General features: G+C 65.1%; 12 protein-coding genes, 3 rRNA genes and 1 riboswitch. Of the genes, 13 read left to right on the forward strand and 2 right to left on the reverse strand.

The genetic code is table 11. The annotated features are described in order from the left end of the window. Nucleotides 1-8: 8 nt before the first annotated feature. Nucleotides 9-458 carry a PTS glucose transporter subunit IIA gene (locus NNW99_RS32575; RefSeq protein ID WP_215122727.1) on the reverse strand — a complete coding sequence of 150 codons (450 nt, stop codon included), beginning with the start codon at nt 456-458 and terminating at the stop codon, nt 9-11. Nucleotides 459-1,010: 552 nt separating this feature from the next. Between NNW99_RS32575 and NNW99_RS32580 the strand changes: the two genes are divergently transcribed. The 13 genes from NNW99_RS32580 (at nt 1,011) to NNW99_RS32640 (ending at nt 16,729) form a co-directional block, all read left to right on the forward strand. Further along, nucleotides 1,011-2,535, forward strand: a 16S ribosomal RNA gene (locus NNW99_RS32580). A gap of 313 nt (nt 2,536-2,848) precedes the next feature. After that, nucleotides 2,849-5,969, forward strand: a 23S ribosomal RNA gene (locus NNW99_RS32585). Nucleotides 5,970-6,061: 92 nt separating this feature from the next. Further along, nucleotides 6,062-6,178 (forward strand): 5S ribosomal RNA (rrf, locus tag NNW99_RS32590). The 16S, 23S and 5S rRNA genes sit together here, the layout of an rRNA operon. A gap of 109 nt (nt 6,179-6,287) precedes the next feature. Continuing rightward, complete coding sequence (locus NNW99_RS32595; protein WP_184599460.1) at nt 6,288-6,896, forward strand: CDP-alcohol phosphatidyltransferase family protein; 609 nt, start codon at nt 6,288-6,290, stop codon at nt 6,894-6,896. Between the two features lie 115 nt (nt 6,897-7,011). Then, the gene (locus tag NNW99_RS32600) at nt 7,012-9,507 is read left to right on the forward strand and encodes a mannose-1-phosphate guanyltransferase (protein WP_215122728.1); all 2,496 of its coding nucleotides are present in this window, start codon (nt 7,012-7,014) and stop codon (nt 9,505-9,507) included. Nucleotides 9,508-9,605: 98 nt separating this feature from the next. Beyond that, entirely contained in the window at nt 9,606-10,517 is a 912-nt protein-coding gene (locus NNW99_RS32605) for a DUF881 domain-containing protein (protein ID WP_215122729.1), read from the forward strand. Then, nucleotides 10,514-10,846, forward strand: a complete 333-nt coding sequence (locus NNW99_RS32610; protein WP_003988855.1) for a small basic family protein — start codon at nt 10,514-10,516, stop codon at nt 10,844-10,846. Before NNW99_RS32605 ends, NNW99_RS32610 begins: the two co-directional genes overlap by 4 nt. 5 nt (nt 10,847-10,851) lie before the next feature. Beyond that, entirely contained in the window at nt 10,852-11,820 is a 969-nt protein-coding gene (locus NNW99_RS32615) for a DUF881 domain-containing protein (protein WP_215122730.1), read from the forward strand. A gap of 61 nt (nt 11,821-11,881) precedes the next feature. Beyond that, nucleotides 11,882-12,829, forward strand: a complete 948-nt coding sequence (locus NNW99_RS32620; RefSeq protein WP_215122731.1) for an FHA domain-containing protein — start codon at nt 11,882-11,884, stop codon at nt 12,827-12,829. 54 nt (nt 12,830-12,883) lie between these two features. Continuing rightward, entirely contained in the window at nt 12,884-13,624 is a 741-nt protein-coding gene (locus NNW99_RS32625; protein ID WP_215122732.1) for a MerR family transcriptional regulator, read from the forward strand. An 85-nt stretch (nt 13,625-13,709) separates the two neighbouring features. After that, complete coding sequence (locus NNW99_RS32630) at nt 13,710-14,183, forward strand: bifunctional nuclease family protein (protein WP_003988851.1); 474 nt, start codon at nt 13,710-13,712, stop codon at nt 14,181-14,183. 314 nt (nt 14,184-14,497) lie between these two features. Then, nucleotides 14,498-15,181, forward strand: coding sequence for a MerR family transcriptional regulator (locus NNW99_RS32635; protein WP_370869175.1), 684 nt, complete (start codon nt 14,498-14,500; stop codon nt 15,179-15,181). 138 nt (nt 15,182-15,319) lie between these two features. Beyond that, the gene (locus tag NNW99_RS32640; RefSeq protein ID WP_215122733.1) at nt 15,320-16,729 is read left to right on the forward strand and encodes a DNA polymerase IV; all 1,410 of its coding nucleotides are present in this window, start codon (nt 15,320-15,322) and stop codon (nt 16,727-16,729) included. Nucleotides 16,730-16,745: 16 nt separating this feature from the next. Here the strand turns inward: NNW99_RS32640 and NNW99_RS32645 are convergent, their stop codons facing one another. Continuing rightward, a complete protein-coding gene (locus NNW99_RS32645) occupies nt 16,746-17,120 on the reverse strand; it encodes a PRC-barrel domain-containing protein (protein WP_215122734.1) in 375 nt (124 codons plus the stop codon). 113 nt (nt 17,121-17,233) lie between these two features. After that, a riboswitch (glycine riboswitch) is annotated at nt 17,234-17,329 on the forward strand. Nucleotides 17,330-17,338: the final 9 nt, after the last annotated feature.

The following is a 17,338-nucleotide window of genomic DNA, read 5'->3' on the forward strand; positions in this document are numbered from 1 at the left end:
CACTGACGTCACTTCCAGAGGAAGAGACTGTCGCCGGCCTTCACATCGCCGTCGATACGAAGATCGGAGAGGGCTTCGGCCGTGGCCTCCAGCGCGACGATCGGGCAGATCGCGGACTTGCCGGCGGCCTCGACGGCAGCCGGGTTCCAGCGCACGATGCCCTGACCGCGCCTGACGGTGTCACCCTTGTTCACGAGCAGCTCGAAACCCTCGCCGTTGAGCTGCACGGTGTCGATACCGAGGTGTGTGAGCACGCCGTGTCCGCTCTCGTCGACGACGACGAACGCGTGCGGGTGCAGGGAGACGATGACGCCGTCCACGGGGGAGACGGCCTCGGAGGGCTCACGTACGGGGTCGATCGCTGTGCCCGGGCCGACCATGGCCCCGGAGAAGACGGGATCCGGCACGGCTGCCAGTCCGATGGTGCGTCCTGCAAGCGGGGACGTCACGGTGGTCATGGGAAGCCTCCCAGGGGTGGAGATCGTTATGGGCCGTCCCTGTCGGTACCGGACGGCACACTGTTCAGCAGGGTATGTCACCTGAAGTGCCGGTTCCGCGCGGGCACTCCAGAGTGGTCTAGACCATACCGCAATCGGATTTGCACGCCCTCCGCGGCCGCGTGTACAGTCGTACTCCTGCCTGGGGCTGAGCGACACAACATCGTGTCCTTGTCCGGCAGCACCCAAACTTGTCAGATCCTATCTCGGGGTCATCTTCTGCATGTCTGCAGGACGGTGGTCAGAGGGCCGGAAAAACACTGATAGAGTTTGGAACACCGAAGGGAAGCGCCCGGAGGAAAGCCCGAGAGGGTGAGTACAAAGGAAGCGACCGTTCCTTGAGAACTCAACAGTGTGCCAAAAGTCAACGCCAGATATGTTGATACCCCGTCTCCAGCATTCGCTGGGACGAGGTTCCTTTGAAAAAACACAGCGAGGACGCTGTGAACGGTCGGGCCTATTCCGCCTGACTGTTCCGCTCTCGTGTGTGTTGCACCGGATTACCGGTACACATTCACGGAGAGTTTGATCCTGGCTCAGGACGAACGCTGGCGGCGTGCTTAACACATGCAAGTCGAACGATGAAGCCCTTCGGGGTGGATTAGTGGCGAACGGGTGAGTAACACGTGGGCAATCTGCCCTTCACTCTGGGACAAGCCCTGGAAACGGGGTCTAATACCGGATAACACCTCCACTCTCCTGAGTGGAGGTTAAAAGCTCCGGCGGTGAAGGATGAGCCCGCGGCCTATCAGCTTGTTGGTGAGGTAATGGCTCACCAAGGCGACGACGGGTAGCCGGCCTGAGAGGGCGACCGGCCACACTGGGACTGAGACACGGCCCAGACTCCTACGGGAGGCAGCAGTGGGGAATATTGCACAATGGGCGAAAGCCTGATGCAGCGACGCCGCGTGAGGGATGACGGCCTTCGGGTTGTAAACCTCTTTCAGCAGGGAAGAAGCGAAAGTGACGGTACCTGCAGAAGAAGCGCCGGCTAACTACGTGCCAGCAGCCGCGGTAATACGTAGGGCGCGAGCGTTGTCCGGAATTATTGGGCGTAAAGAGCTCGTAGGCGGCTTGTCACGTCGGTTGTGAAAGCCCGGGGCTTAACCCCGGGTCTGCAGTCGATACGGGCAGGCTAGAGTTCGGTAGGGGAGATCGGAATTCCTGGTGTAGCGGTGAAATGCGCAGATATCAGGAGGAACACCGGTGGCGAAGGCGGATCTCTGGGCCGATACTGACGCTGAGGAGCGAAAGCGTGGGGAGCGAACAGGATTAGATACCCTGGTAGTCCACGCCGTAAACGGTGGGCACTAGGTGTGGGCAACATTCCACGTTGTCCGTGCCGCAGCTAACGCATTAAGTGCCCCGCCTGGGGAGTACGGCCGCAAGGCTAAAACTCAAAGGAATTGACGGGGGCCCGCACAAGCGGCGGAGCATGTGGCTTAATTCGACGCAACGCGAAGAACCTTACCAAGGCTTGACATACACCGGAAACGTCTGGAGACAGGCGCCCCCTTGTGGTCGGTGTACAGGTGGTGCATGGCTGTCGTCAGCTCGTGTCGTGAGATGTTGGGTTAAGTCCCGCAACGAGCGCAACCCTTGTCCCGTGTTGCCAGCAGGCCCTTGTGGTGCTGGGGACTCACGGGAGACCGCCGGGGTCAACTCGGAGGAAGGTGGGGACGACGTCAAGTCATCATGCCCCTTATGTCTTGGGCTGCACACGTGCTACAATGGCCGGTACAATGAGCTGCGATACCGCGAGGTGGAGCGAATCTCAAAAAGCCGGTCTCAGTTCGGATTGGGGTCTGCAACTCGACCCCATGAAGTCGGAGTCGCTAGTAATCGCAGATCAGCATTGCTGCGGTGAATACGTTCCCGGGCCTTGTACACACCGCCCGTCACGTCACGAAAGTCGGTAACACCCGAAGCCGGTGGCCCAACCCCTTGTGGGAGGGAGCTGTCGAAGGTGGGACTGGCGATTGGGACGAAGTCGTAACAAGGTAGCCGTACCGGAAGGTGCGGCTGGATCACCTCCTTTCTAAGGAGCACTTCTTACCGATCCCCTTCGGGGTGAGGTCAGAGGCCAGTACATCAGCGAACGTCTGATGCTGGTTGCTCATGGGTGGAACGTTGACTATTCGGCCGGATTCTTGGGTCGGAGGCTGCTAGTACTGCTCCCTTTGGGGGCGTGGAACGCTGATCTTCGGACGGGAGCTGGCCGGGCACGCTGTTGGGTGTCTGAGGGAACGAAATTTCCTCAGTCGCCGGCCCCAGTGAACTCACCTGGTAAGGGTGGGGTGATGGGTGGCTGGTCGTTGTTTGAGAACTGCACAGTGGACGCGAGCATCTGTGGCCAAGTTTTTAAGGGCGCACGGTGGATGCCTTGGCACCAGGAACCGATGAAGGACGTGGGAGGCCACGATAGTCCCCGGGGAGTCGTCAACCAGGCTTTGATCCGGGGGTTTCCGAATGGGGAAACCCGGCAGTCGTCATGGGCTGTCACCCTTGCCTGAACACATAGGGCAAGTGGAGGGAACGCGGGGAAGTGAAACATCTCAGTACCCGCAGGAAGAGAAAACAACCGTGATTCCGGGAGTAGTGGCGAGCGAAACCGGATGAGGCCAAACCGTATGCGTGTGAGACCCGGCAGGGGTTGCGTATACGGGGTTGTGGGATCTCTCTTCTGTCGTCTGCCGGCGACAGGACGAGTCAGAAACCGTTGATGTAGGCGAAGGACATGCGAAAGGTCCGGCGTAGAGGGTAAGACCCCCGTAGTCGAAACGTCAGCGGCTCGTTTGAGAGACACCCAAGTAGCACGGGGCCCGAGAAATCCCGTGTGAATCTGGCGGGACCACCCGCTAAGCCTAAATATTCCCTGGTGACCGATAGCGGATAGTACCGTGAGGGAATGGTGAAAAGTACCGCGGGAGCGGAGTGAAATAGTACCTGAAACCGTGTGCCTACAAGCCGTGGGAGCGTCGGATGGAAGCTTGCTTCCATCTCGTGACTGCGTGCCTTTTGAAGAATGAGCCTGCGAGTTTGCGGTGTGTTGCGAGGTTAACCCGGGTGGGGAAGCCGTAGCGAAAGCGAGTCCGAACAGGGCGATTCAGTAGCACGCTCAAGACCCGAAGCGGAGTGATCTAGCCATGGGCAGGTTGAAGCGGAGGTAAGACTTCGTGGAGGACCGAACCCACCAGGGTTGAAAACCTGGGGGATGACCTGTGGTTAGGGGTGAAAGGCCAATCAAACTCCGTGATAGCTGGTTCTCCCCGAAATGCATTTAGGTGCAGCGTCGTGTGTTTCTTGCCGGAGGTAGAGCACTGGATAGGCGATGGGCCCTACCGGGTTACTGACCTTAGCCAAACTCCGAATGCCGGTAAGTGAGAGCGCGGCAGTGAGACTGTGGGGGATAAGCTCCATGGTCGAGAGGGAAACAGCCCAGAGCATCGACTAAGGCCCCTAAGCGTACGCTAAGTGGGAAAGGATGTGGAGTCGCAGAGACAACCAGGAGGTTGGCTTAGAAGCAGCCACCCTTGAAAGAGTGCGTAATAGCTCACTGGTCTAGTGATTCCGCGCCGACAATGTAGCGGGGCTCAAGCGTACCGCCGAAGTCGTGTCATTGCAGCAACAAGCCCCAACGGGTGCTGTGATGGGTAGGGGAGCGTCGTCTGCCGGGTGAAGCAGCCGCGTAAGCGAGTTGTGGACGGTTGACGAGTGAGAATGCAGGCATGAGTAGCGATTCACACGTGAGAAACGTGTGCGCCGATTGACTAAGGGTTCCTGGGTCAAGCTGATCTGCCCAGGGTAAGTCGGGACCTAAGGCGAGGCCGACAGGCGTAGTCGATGGATAACCGGTTGATATTCCGGTACCCGCTGTGAAGCGTCAAACATCGAATCCAGTGATGCTAAGCCCGTGAAGCCGTTCCGGACCCTTCGGGGAAAGGAAAGTGGTGGAGCCGGTGACCCAAGTTGGTAGTAGGTGAGTGATGGGGTGACGCAGGAAGGTAGTCCATCCCGGGCGGTGGTTGTCCCGGGGTAAGGGTGTAGGCCGTGCGATAGGTAAATCCGTCGCACATGTGGCTGAGACCTGATGCCGAGCCGATTGTGGTGAAGTGGATGATCCTATGCTGTCGAGAAAAGCCTCTAGCGAGTTTCATGGCGGCCCGTACCCTAAACCGACTCAGGTGGTCAGGTAGAGAATACCGAGGCGTTCGGGTGAACTATGGTTAAGGAACTCGGCAAAATGCCCCCGTAACTTCGGGAGAAGGGGGGCCACATCCGGTGATGAGCTTTGCGCTCTGAGCTGGGGGTGGCCGCAGAGACCAGCGAGAAGCGACTGTTTACTAAAAACACAGGTCCGTGCGAAGCCGTAAGGCGATGTATACGGACTGACGCCTGCCCGGTGCTGGAACGTTAAGGGGACCGGTTAGTCACTCTTCGGGGTGGCGAAGCTGAGAACTTAAGCGCCAGTAAACGGCGGTGGTAACTATAACCATCCTAAGGTAGCGAAATTCCTTGTCGGGTAAGTTCCGACCTGCACGAATGGCGTAACGACTTCTCGACTGTCTCAACCATAGGCCCGGTGAAATTGCACTACGAGTAAAGATGCTCGTTTCGCGCAGCAGGACGGAAAGACCCCGGGACCTTTACTACAGTTTGATATTGGTGTTCGGTTCGGCTTGTGTAGGATAGCTGGGAGACTTTGAAACTCGCACGCCAGTGTGGGTGGAGTCGTCGTTGAAATACCAGTCTGGTCGTGCTGGATGTCTAACCTGGGTCCGTGATCCGGATCAGGGACAGTGTCTGATGGGTAGTTTAACTGGGGCGGTTGCCTCCTAAAGAGTAACGGAGGCGCCCAAAGGTTCCCTCAGCCTGGTTGGCAATCAGGTGTTGAGTGTAAGTGCACAAGGGAGCTTGACTGTGAGACCGACGGGTCGAGCAGGGACGAAAGTCGGGACTAGTGATCCGGCGGTGGCTTGTGGAAGCGCCGTCGCTCAACGGATAAAAGGTACCCCGGGGATAACAGGCTGATCTTCCCCAAGAGTCCATATCGACGGGATGGTTTGGCACCTCGATGTCGGCTCGTCGCATCCTGGGGCTGGAGTCGGTCCCAAGGGTTGGGCTGTTCGCCCATTAAAGCGGTACGCGAGCTGGGTTTAGAACGTCGTGAGACAGTTCGGTCCCTATCCGCTGTGCGCGTAGGAATATTGAGAAGGGCTGTCCCTAGTACGAGAGGACCGGGACGGACGAACCTCTGGTGTGCCAGTTGTTCTGCCAAGGGCATGGCTGGTTGGCTACGTTCGGGAGGGATAACCGCTGAAAGCATCTAAGCGGGAAGCCTGCTTCGAGATGAGTATTCCCACCTCCTTGAGAGGGTAAGGCTCCCAGTAGACGACTGGGTTGATAGGCCGGATATGGAAGCACGGTAACGTGTGGAGTTGACCGGTACTAATAGGCCGAGGGCTTGTCCTCAGTTGCTCGCGTCCACTGTGTTGGTTCTGAAACCACGAACAGCCCCATACCCAGGTCACGGTATGGTGCGGCAGTTTACAGTTTCATAGTGTTTCGGTGGTTATAGCGTAGGGGAAACGCCCGGTTACATTTCGAACCCGGAAGCTAAGCCTTTCAGCGCCGATGGTACTGCAGGGGGGACCCTGTGGGAGAGTAGGACGCCGCCGAACTCCTTTTAGAGCTCTGGCTCTTGGGCACACAGCCCGAGAGCCAGAGCTTTTTTGCGTTGAGGTAAGGTCAGTGAGCATCGTTGGCACGTTTCCCACAGGAGGCCCCCGGGTGGAGGTTCAGGAGACTCGCGTCCAGACGGACCGTGTGCTCACCATCCCGAACATCCTCAGCATGGCTCGGCTCGTTGGCGTACCCCTCTTCCTGTGGCTGATTTTGAGGCCTGAGTTCGGTGGGCCCAAGAGTGACGGATGGGCCCTGCTGGTACTGGCCCTGAGCGGCATCAGTGACTACCTGGACGGCAAGCTCGCACGGCGCTGGAACCAGATCAGCAGTCTCGGCCGGCTTCTCGACCCCGCGGCTGACCGGCTCTACATTCTCTCGACTCTGGTCGGTCTCACTTGGCGTGAGATTCTGCCTCTGTGGTTGACCGCTGCACTTCTGGCGCGAGAGCTGGTTCTGCTGGTGATGGTGGGCATCCTCCGCCGGCACGGCTATCCGCCGCCCCAGGTGAACTTCCTTGGCAAGGCCGCCACCTTCAACCTGATGTATGCCTTCCCGCTGCTCCTGCTCAGTGACGGCAGCGGGTGGATCTCGTCACTCGCTGCTATTTTCGGATGGGCGTTCGCAGGATGGGGTACAACGCTGTACTGGTGGGCAGGAGTCCTCTACGTGGTACAAGTCCGCCGCCTGGTCCGTGCGGACGCCATGGCCGACTGAACTTGCGGATTGGTCCCACCGTGGCTGTCCGATGGCCCGTGGTCGAAATGTGGGGGACAATCCTGGCGGGGGAAGTCGGCTAGACCGTCGTCTCTTAGAGGAGGACGCTTCCGACATGAAGGCCGTAGTGATGGCCGGAGGCGAAGGCACGCGACTTCGCCCCATGACCTCAAGCATGCCCAAGCCGCTCCTGCCCGTGGCCAACCGCCCGATCATGGAGCACGTTCTGCGGCTGCTCAAAAGGCATGGGCTCAATGAAACAGTTGTTACTGTCCAGTTCCTGGCCTCACTCGTCAAGAACTACTTCGGTGACGGCGAAGAGCTCGGCATGGAGCTGACCTATGCGAATGAGGAGAAGCCACTCGGTACCGCCGGAAGCGTCAAGAACGCCGAAGAGGCATTGAAGGACGATGCCTTCCTCGTCATCTCCGGCGATGCACTGACGGATTTCGACCTCACCGAGCTCATCAATTTCCACAAGGAAAAGGGTGCGCTGGTCACGGTCTGCCTGACGCGTGTTCCCAATCCGCTGGAATTCGGCATCACCATTGTCGACGAGGAAGGCAAGGTGGAGCGCTTCCTCGAGAAGCCCACCTGGGGCCAGGTCTTCTCCGATACCGTGAACACCGGCATCTATGTGATGGAGCCCGAGGTCTTCGACTATGTCGAGGCCGATGTGCCCGTCGACTGGTCCGGCGATGTCTTCCCGCAGTTGATGAAGGAAGGCAAGCCCGTCTACGGCTATATCGCCGAGGGGTACTGGGAGGACGTCGGCACCCACGAGAGCTATGTGAAGGCGCAGGCCGACGTCCTGGAGGGCAAGGTCGACGTCGACATCGACGGCTTCGAGATCTCCGCAGGCGTCTGGGTTGCCGAGGGTGCGGAGGTGCACCCCGACGCCGTGCTCCGCGGGCCCCTTTACATCGGGGACTACGCCAAGGTCGAGGCCGGCGCCGAGCTCCGTGAGCACTCCGTCGTGGGGTCCAACGTGGTCGTCAAGAGCGGTGCTTTTCTGCACAAGTCCGTCGTCCACGACAACGTCTACGTGGGGCCGCACAGCAATCTGCGCGGGTGCGTGGTCGGGAAGAACACCGACATCATGCGCGCGGCGCGGATCGAGGACGGGGCGGTCATCGGTGATGAGTGCCTGATCGGTGAAGAATCGATCGTTCAGGGCAATGTGCGGGTCTATCCCTTCAAGACCATCGAGGCCGGTGCCTTCGTCAACACGTCGGTCATCTGGGAGTCCAGGGGACAGGCGCACCTCTTCGGAGCCCGCGGTGTGTCGGGCATCCTGAACGTCGAGATCACGCCGGAGCTGGCCGTGCGGCTGGCCGGTGCCTATGCGACCACCCTGAAGAAGGGCTCGACCGTCACCACGGCCCGGGACCACTCGCGTGGTGCCCGTGCGCTGAAGCGGGCGGTGATCTCCGCGTTGCAGGCCAGCGCCATCGACGTACGGGACCTGGAGAACGTTCCGCTGCCCGTGGCGCGGCAGCAGACCGCGCGGGGCAGTGCGGGCGGGATCATGATCCGTACGACGCCGGGTGTGCCGGACTCCGTGGACATCATGTTCTTCGACGGCAACGGCGCCGACCTGTCGCAGGGCAGCCAGCGGAAGCTGGACCGGGTGTTCGCGCGGCAGGAGTACCGTCGGGCGTTCCCCGGTGAGATCGGGGATCTGCACTTCCCGGCCAGTGTCTTCGACTCGTACACCGGGTCGTTGCTGAGGAACGTCGACACGACGGGCATCTCCGAGTCCGGGCTGAAGGTCGTCGTGGACGCGTCCAACGGCAGCGCGGGGCTCGTGCTGCCGAGTCTGCTCGGGAAGCTCGGGGTCGACTCGCTGACCATCAACCCGGGTCTGGACGAGTCCAGGCCGACGGAGACGGCCGACATGCGGCGGTCGGGGATGGTGCGTCTCGGGGAGATCGTGGCGTCCTCCGGTGCCGCCTTCGGCGTGCGGTTCGACCCGGTCGGTGAGCGGCTGTCCCTCGTCGACGAGAAGGGGCGCATCATCGAGGACGACCGGGCGCTGCTCGTGATGCTGGACCTCGTCGCCGCCGAGCGGCGTAGCGGCAGGGTCGCGCTTCCGGTGACCACGACCCGGATCGCCGAGCAGGTGGCGGCCTACCACGGGACCCAGGTCGAGTGGACGACGACCTCTCCCGACGACCTGACGCGCGTCGGGGGTGAGGAAGGGACGATCTTCGGGGGTGACGGCAAGGGCGGGTTCATCGTTCCCGAGTTCTCCAGCGTGTACGACGCCACGGCGGCCTTCGTACGGCTCATCGGGCTGGTGGCGCGGACGCAGCTCACGCTCAGCCAGATCGACGCCCGGATCCCGCGGGCGCACGTCCTGAAGCGGGATCTGGCGACCCCGTGGGCTGTCAAGGGTCTTGTGATGCGGCGGGTCGTCGAGGAGGCCGGAGATCGCTTCGTGGACACCACGGACGGCGTGCGGGTGGTGGAGACCGACGGACGCTGGGTGATGGTGCTGCCCGACCCGGCGGAGGCCGTCACCCACCTGTGGGCCGAGGGGCCGGACGACGCGTCCGCGCAGGCCCTGCTGGACGAGTGGTCGGCGGTCGTGGACAGCGCCGGCCGGTAGAACGAGCTGCACGCGTGCGTGCCGGACAAGTGTCCTCAACGGGGCCTGTCCGGCACGCCGGTGGGGCCGTTCGGAGGTAGTGGCCGCGACGTGCGACGATGTGCGGCATGCCGCAGCAACCCCCCATTCGGAGCACACCGACGCGGCCCCGGCGCCCTGATGCGTCCATGTCGTTGCTCACCAACGTCATGGACCACAGTCTCGACGACGGATACGCCGAGGCCGCCGAGCGGAAGAAGGCCGCGGGCGACGCCGGCCTGCCGAAGACCCTCAGGGCGAAGCTGGGGCTCGCGGCGGGCCTGGTGCTCGCGGCCCTGATCGTGACCGTCGGAGCGGCACAGGCCCGGGTCGCCGCACCCGTCGTCGCCAAGGAGCGGGAAGAGCTGGTCGACCGCATCGACCGGGAGAGCGAGGCGGCGGACAAGCTGGAGGACTCCGTCGACGAGCTGCGCGCGGACGTGAGCGCCCGGCAGCGCGAGGCGCTGAAGCACAGTGGCAGCGCCGGGTCCGATCTCGTGGGCATCCTGTCCGGCGCCGCCGCGGTGCACGGTCCCGGCGTGAAGCTGGTGGTGAACGACGCCAAGGACACCGGTGCGGGTGGTGACGGTGACCCGCGAGAGGCCTCCGGGTTCGCGGACACCGGTCGGGTGCGTGACCGGGACATGCAGCGCGTGGTCAACGGGCTGTGGGAGTCGGGTGCCGAGGCCGTCTCCATCAATGGGCAGCGGCTGACGGCGCTGTCCGCGATCAGGGCCGCGGGGGACGCGATACTGGTCGACAACAAACCGCTGGTGCCGCCGTACACGGTGCTGGCGGTGGGGGACGGGCAAGAGCTGAGCACGCGGTTCCAGGACAGCGCGGACGGGTTGTATCTGAACGCGCTCCAGGAGAGCTACGGCGTCAGGACGGCCATATCCGCGGAGGACGACCTCCGGCTGCCTGCCGCACCGAGTGTGATCGTACGTACAGCACAGCCGAGCACTGAGAAGAGCGAGAAGGGCACATCGTGATCGCCGTACTGGGCCTCGTCGTGGGAGTCGTGGCCGGCCTGTTGGTCCGGCCTGAGGTTCCGGCGGTGGTCGAGCCTTATCTGCCGATCGCTGTCGTCGCGGCGCTGGACGCCGTCTTCGGCGGTCTGCGCGCCATGCTCGACGGCATCTTCGACGACAAGGTCTTCGTGGTGTCGTTCCTGTCGAACGTGGTCGTGGCCGCGTTGATCGTGTTCCTGGGTGACAAGTTGGGCGTGGGTGCCCAGCTGTCCACCGGTGTGGTGGTCGTCCTCGGTATCCGGATCTTCTCCAACGCCGCGGCGATCCGCCGGCACGTCTTCCGGGCGTGAGGCCGATGAGCGAGCACGACGACAAGCGCGCCGAGGAGAACGACGACACGGGCGCGAAGCGGCGCGACGGGAGCGGCGAGTCCGCGAACCGGCTGCGCAAGGAGCTGCCCCAGGAGGTGGCCGCGGCGAAGCCCGTCGCACAGAACACCCCGGAGCCCGCCCCCGCCCCCGCCCCCGCCCCCGCCCCCGCCCCCGAGCCGGAGCCCGATCCGGAGGCGGCGCCGGAGCCGGAGGCGGCGCCCGAGCCGCGGCTGACCGGTCGGCAGCGGCTGGTGCAGGGGTTGTGGCCGCCTCGGGTCAGCAGGGCCCAACTGATCGTCGCGCTGCTGCTGTTCGGTCTGGGCTTCGGGCTGGCCGTGCAGGTGGCGTCGAACAGCGACAGTGACAGCGCCCTGCGCGGCGCGCGCCAGGAAGATCTTGTCCGCATCCTCGATGAACTGGATGACCGTACTCAGCGTCTTGAGGACGAGAAGCAGGGTCTCGAGAAGCAGCGCGACGAGCTGGAGAACAGCTCGGACCAGGCCGAGGAGGCCCGGAAGCAGACGGTGGAGAAGGAGCGGCAACTCGGCATCCTGGCGGGCACGGTGGCCGCGCAGGGGCCCGGCATCACCATGACCATCGAGGACACGAAGGGGACGGTCGAGTCGGACATGCTGCTCGACGCGGTCCAGGAACTGCGTGCGGCGGGTGCCGAGGCGATCCAGGTGAACGGCGTACGGGTCGTCGCCGGTACGTATCTCACGGATTCCGGCAAGGGCGTGAGCGTCGACGGGAACAAGATCAACGCGCCCTATCGTTTCAAGGTCATCGGCAAGTCTCAGGACCTCGAGCCGGCGCTCAACATCCCCGGAGGTGTGGTGCAGACTCTCGAGAAGGAACAGGCCATCGTCACCGTGGAGCGGTCGACCAAGATCGTCGTGGACGCCTTGCGAGCAGCGAAGCGGCCTGACTACGCTCGGTCGTCCTCCCAGTGAACCGGCGGGGCATGGGCGGCGTCCGGCGAGGGCATGAGGTTGCGGGGGGTCGGCGCACCGAATGGGTGGTGCGTGGTGGAAACTGTCTGGTGCAGACGGACGTTGTCAGGATGTCCGGGTCGGCCAGAGTGTTCAGTCAGGGTTCGTCCTGCCCCACGGGCGGGTCTGTTTCGGTCAAGGGGAATCGCCCGTGAAGTTGTTTGCGAAGTTGTTCGGCAAGAGCCCGCGAGAGGGCAGCGACAATGCGACCGCCCGTCATCGCGCACAGCCTGACGCGGAGGGCCAGCGGCCGCTGTTCCGGGACCAGGTCGGCGGTCCGGGCGGCGACGTTTCCGGAGGTCAGGGCGCGCCGTCGGTTGACCCTGCGCAGTCCGGCGGCATAGGTTTCGGGCAACCCTCAAGTGCGGGTGGAGGGTTTTCCGACCCGTATGCGTCCAATGCTCCCGGTGGGCAGCCGCGGCAGGAGGATCCGATGTCGGCCCTGGTGTGTACGAGGTGCGGCAACCGCAACGCGGAGAACAGCCGCTTCTGCTCCAACTGCGGCGCGCCGCTGCGGCCGGGCGCGACGCCGGAGCGTCCGTCCGAGACGACCTCCACGATCTCCATCTCCGGTCTCGAGGCCTACGACGCCGAGGCCACCGGCCAGACGCCCACGCCGACGCTGTCACCCGAGGCGCAGGCGGCCGTGGACGCGCTGCCGCTGGGTTCCGCGCTCCTGGTCGTGCGCCGCGGGCCGAACTCGGGCAGCCGCTTCCTGCTGGACGGCGATCTGACCACGGCCGGCCGTCATCCGCAGAGCGACATCTTCCTGGACGACGTGACGGTCTCCCGGCGGCATGTGGAGTTCCGTCGTGGCCAGGACGGCTCGTTCACGGTGGCCGACGTGGGCAGCCTGAACGGCACGTATGTGAACCGGGAGCGGATCGACCAGGTCGCCGTGAGCAACGGTGACGAGGTGCAGATCGGCAAGTACCGGCTGGTCTTCTACGCCAGCCAGCGGGGCTACTGACCCGGACCTGATTCCGGGACACCCCAGCGAAGGTCCGTCCGTCAGGGAAGGTCCATGCTTCATACACCGAGCGGCGGTGCCGGGCACGGCGCCGCCGCCACGGACAGTGGGCTGATGAGCATCGGCACCGTGCTGAACGTGCTGCGCGACGAGTTTCCCGAAGTCACCATCTCCAAGATCCGATTCCTGGAGTCGGAGGGGCTCATCGAGCCGCAGCGGACTCCCTCGGGGTATCGCAAGTTCAGCGCCCGTGACGTCGAGCGCCTCGGGCATGTCCTGAGGATGCAGCGGGACCACTATCTGCCTCTGAAGGTGATCCGTGAGCACCTGGAGGCCATGGAGCGCGGAGAGGCCGTGCCGCTGCCGACCGTGGGCCGTCAGCGGGACGGCGATTCCGCGCCCGAGCCCTTCGACGGGCCGCCCCCGGCTGCCAGGGTCGGGCGTGAGGAGCTGCTCGCCGCCGCCGGGGTGGACGAGGAGGAGCTCAAGGAGTGGGAGTCGTACGGGCTGGTCACTCCACTGGAGGACGGGGCGTACGAGGCGGAGGCGGTCACCGTGGCCGCGCTCATCGCCGAGCTGGGGCGGTTCGGGATCGAGCCGCGGCATCTGCGGGTGATGAAGGCCGCCGCCGACCGCGAGGCCGGGCTCGTGGACCAGGTGGTGGCACCGCTGAAGCGGCATCGGAACCCGCAGACCAGGGCTCATGCGGAGGACCGCACCAAGGAGCTGGCGGGGCTCACGGTGAAGCTGCACGCCGCGCTGGTGCAGACGGCGCTCGGGGTGCGGCTGCCGTGAGGAGGGCGAACGCGTGGGGGCCGGATCAGGCGCCTGATCCCGGCCCGACTACCCAAACGTCCCGAGCACGGCCTAGGGTTGCTGTGTGAACGAGCTCGATGTCGTAGGTGTCCGGGTCGAAATGCCCTCCAACCAACCGATCGTGCTGCTGCGTGAAGTGGGAGGCGACCGCTACCTCCCCATCTGGATCGGGCCGGGTGAGGCGACGGCGATCGCCTTCGCCCAGCAGGGCATGGCTCCCGCGCGGCCGCTGACCCACGACCTGTTCAAGGACGTGCTGGAAGCCGTCGGTCAGGAGCTCACGGAAGTGCGTATCACGGACCTGCGTGAGGGCGTCTTCTACGCGGAGCTGGTCTTCGCCAGCGGCGTCGAGGTGAGCGCTCGCCCGTCCGACGCCATAGCGCTGGCCCTGCGCACCGGGACGCCGATCTACGGCAGTGACACGGTGCTCGACGACGCGGGTATCGCGATCCCGGACGAGCAGGAGGACGAAGTGGAGAAGTTCCGCGAGTTCCTCGATCAGATCTCCCCGGAGGACTTCGGCAGCAGCAGCCAGTGAGCTCCGCAGGCCGGTGGACGCCGGCCCGGCAGGGAGTGGAAGCGGTCGTGAGACGCGTGGGCGGCCCGGCGGACGATGAGTCCGTCGCAGGGCCGCCGCCGTATGTGTGACGGGTGAATTGCCCGCATGTGCCGGTGGCGAATGAGAGCGTCACACGGCCCGCGCCGAGGGCATTCGGCTAGCCTTTCCCCGCGGTGGGGCACGGGAAACCACTCTTAGGGTGATTATCACTCGGCGTGGCGAGTGTGGCGATCGTTGACGCACCCCGGGTGACTGCCTACCGTCGAGAAGGCAGGTCAAGGACGGAGGTCGGCGTGAGAAGCAGCGGCGACGGTACGGCTGGGGGCGGCCCCGAGCGCAGTCTCAGGGCGAGCGGTCCGTACGCTCCCCCCGGCTCTCGGCTCCTTTCGGGCGGAGGCTGTTCCCAGCCCGATGGTGCGGCCGACCTCGCTCCGCAGCGACCGTCGGCGGTGCCGAGCAGCGGAGGGACGACGTCCATGGCGTCCGAGCAGATCGGCTATCGCGGCCCCACGGCCTGCGCGGCCGCCGGTATCACCTACCGGCAGCTGGACTACTGGGCCCGCACGGGTCTCGTCGAGCCGAGTGTGCGCCCCGCCTACGGGTCCGGGACGCAGCGGTTGTACAGCTTTCGGGACGTCGTCGTCCTGAAGATCGTCAAGAGGTTCCTCGACACCGGGGTCTCGCTGCAGAACATCCGCACGGCGGTCCAGCACCTCAGAGAACGCGGTTTCCGCGACCTGGAGCGGATGACGCTGATGAGTGACGGTGCGACGGTCTACGAGTGCACCTCGCCGGACGAGGTCCATGCCCTGCTCCAAGGGGGGCAGGGAGTCTTCGGGATCGCCGTGGGTGTGGTGTGGCGGGACGTAGAGAGCGCGCTGTCGCAGCTGCACGGGGAGCGGATCGACACCGGGGAGACCCTGGTCGGGCCCAATCCGGCGGACGAGCTGGCGCGGCGGCGGAACAGGGCCGTCTGACCCGCCGGACGGCGCGGTGCGGGTGCGGGTGCGGCCGCAGGGGGCGGGACGTTTCCGCGCCGGACCGCGAGCGGTGTTCCGGGGTGGCCGGGACGGTTCGGCACGGCGTTGTCAGTGGCGTAGGGCAGCATCGGAGTTGTGAGAACCGCGCCCACGATCCTGCATCTCGACATGGATGCCTTCTTCGCCTCGGTGGAGCAGGCGTCCAAGCCGAGCCTGCGCGGGAAGGCCGTGGTCGTGGGCGGGCTCGGGCCGCGGGGTGTGGTCGCGACCGCGTCGTACGAGGCGCGGGTCTTCGGGGTGCACTCGGCGTTGCCCATGGCGCAGGCCCGGCGGCTCGCGCCCAACGCCGCGTATCTCGTGCCGCGTTTCGGGTTCTACCGGGCGATCAGCGAGCGTGTGATGGAGCTGCTGCGGGCGCTGTCGCCGCTGGTGGAGCCGCTGAGCCTGGACGAGGCGTTCGTGGACCTGGAGGCCGGGGGAACGGCCTGGGACGAGCGTTCGGCGCGGCTGGCCGGGGTGAAGCTGCGTGCGGACATCCGGGCCGTCACGGGCCTCACGGGGTCGGTGGGGCTGGCCGCGTCCAAGATGCTCGCCAAGATCGCCTCGGAGCAGGCCAAGCCCGACGGGCTGGTGATGATCGAGCCGGGGACGGAGCGGGCCATGCTGGGGCCGATGTCGGTGCGGACCCTGCCGGGAGTCGGGCCGGCGACGGGCGACCATCTGCGGCGGGCCGGGATCACCACGGTCGAGGAGATCGCCGAGGCGGGTGAGGACGAGCTGGTCCGGCTGCTGGGGAAGGCGCACGGGCACGGGCTCTACGCCATGGCGCTGGCACGGGACGACCGGCCCGTGGTGGCGGAGCGGGAAGCGAAGTCGGTGTCGGTCGAGGACACCTACGACGTGGACATCCACGACCGGCTGCGGGTCGGGCTGGAGGTGCAGCGGCTCGCCGACCGCTGCGTACGGCGGCTGCGCGGGGCCGGGCTGTCCGGGCGGACCATCGTGCTGAAGGTGCGGCGGTACGACTTCTCGACACGCACCCGGTCCGAGACGCTGCGCGGGCCGACGGACGATCCCGGGGTGATCCGTGAGGCGGCGGCCAGACTGCTGGACTCGGTCGACACCACGGGCGGTGTGCGGCTGCTCGGAGTGGGTGTCAGCGGGCTCGCCGACTACACGCAGGAGGACCTGTTCGCCCAGGCGGCCGGGGAGCGGGCGGTCACGGAGGGCCCGGTGGAGGAGCACGCCCCGGCTCCGGTCGAGGAGCAGCCCGAGCCGGCCGAGCGGCGGTGGCCCGCCGGGCACGATGTGCGGCACACCGGGTTCGGGCACGGGTGGGTGCAGGGCAGCGGCCTGGGGCGGGTCACCGTGCGGTTCGAGACGCCCGACTCGGAGCCCGGGCGTGTGCGGACCTTCCGGGTCGACGATCCGGAGCTGGAGCCGGCGGATCCGTTGCCGCTGGTGTTACGAGACCCTGAAGGGGGCCATGGGCCGGAGGGTGACGACGACTCCGGGGGTGTGGGGCTGCGGTCCGTCGCCCCTTAGGCGGCTCGCCCGGGGTTCAGGCCGGCTCGTCCTTCCCCGCCAGTTTGCCGAACTCGTGGTCCTGGAGCGGGGGAGGGGCGGCGACGTCCAGGCCGTAGTGGTGGTAGAGCTGGAGTTCCTGCTCGGGGGAGAGGTGGCGGCCCACGCCGAAGTCCGGGGCGTCCTTGATCAGGGCGCGGTCGAAGGGCACGTGGAGGGCGCCCTCGATCAGCTCGCTGGGCTCGAGGGGGACGAAGGCGTCCCTGCTGAACAGGCCGGTCCGTATGGCCGCCCACTCCGGGACGCCGGTGGCGTCGTCGAGGTAGACCTCGTCGATCGTGCCGATCCTGGTCCCGTTGCGGTCGAACGCCTTGCGGCCGATCAAGTTGCGCGGATCGATATCGGTTCGCACGGGCCCTCCACATGGTCGCAACTCATCCGTAAACACTACAAAACGGCACAATCGAGGAGGCGGCCACTCGAAGGTTCGTGCGTTGACCGCGCTGGTAGGCTGACAACGGCTGCTGACCCCGTGCGGGAGAGTCCTCCAGACACCATCGGAGGCGCCGAAGGAGCAAATCCTCCCCGGAATCTCTCAGGCCCACGTACCGCACGGACGAGGTCACTCTG

Origin of the sequence: Streptomyces sp. CRCS-T-1 (genome assembly GCF_024442335.1) — a bacterium.
GTDB lineage: Bacteria > Actinomycetota > Actinomycetes > Streptomycetales > Streptomycetaceae > Streptomyces > Streptomyces koelreuteriae.

Bases quoted from the DNA above. Each gene is read 5' to 3' on its own strand.
- NNW99_RS32615 (WP_215122730.1), top strand. From the start codon at position 10,852: ATGAGCGAGCACGACGACAAGCGCGCCGAGGAGAACGACGACACGGGC.
- NNW99_RS32600 (WP_215122728.1), top strand. From the start codon at position 7,012: ATGAAGGCCGTAGTGATGGCCGGAGGCGAAGGCACGCGACTTCGCCCC.
- NNW99_RS32605 (WP_215122729.1), top strand. From the start codon at position 9,606: ATGTGCGGCATGCCGCAGCAACCCCCCATTCGGAGCACACCGACGCGG.
- NNW99_RS32625 (WP_215122732.1), top strand. From the start codon at position 12,884: ATGCTTCATACACCGAGCGGCGGTGCCGGGCACGGCGCCGCCGCCACG.
- NNW99_RS32620 (WP_215122731.1), top strand. From the start codon at position 11,882: ATGGGTGGTGCGTGGTGGAAACTGTCTGGTGCAGACGGACGTTGTCAG.
- NNW99_RS32575 (WP_215122727.1), bottom strand. From the start codon at position 458: ATGACCACCGTGACGTCCCCGCTTGCAGGACGCACCATCGGACTGGCA.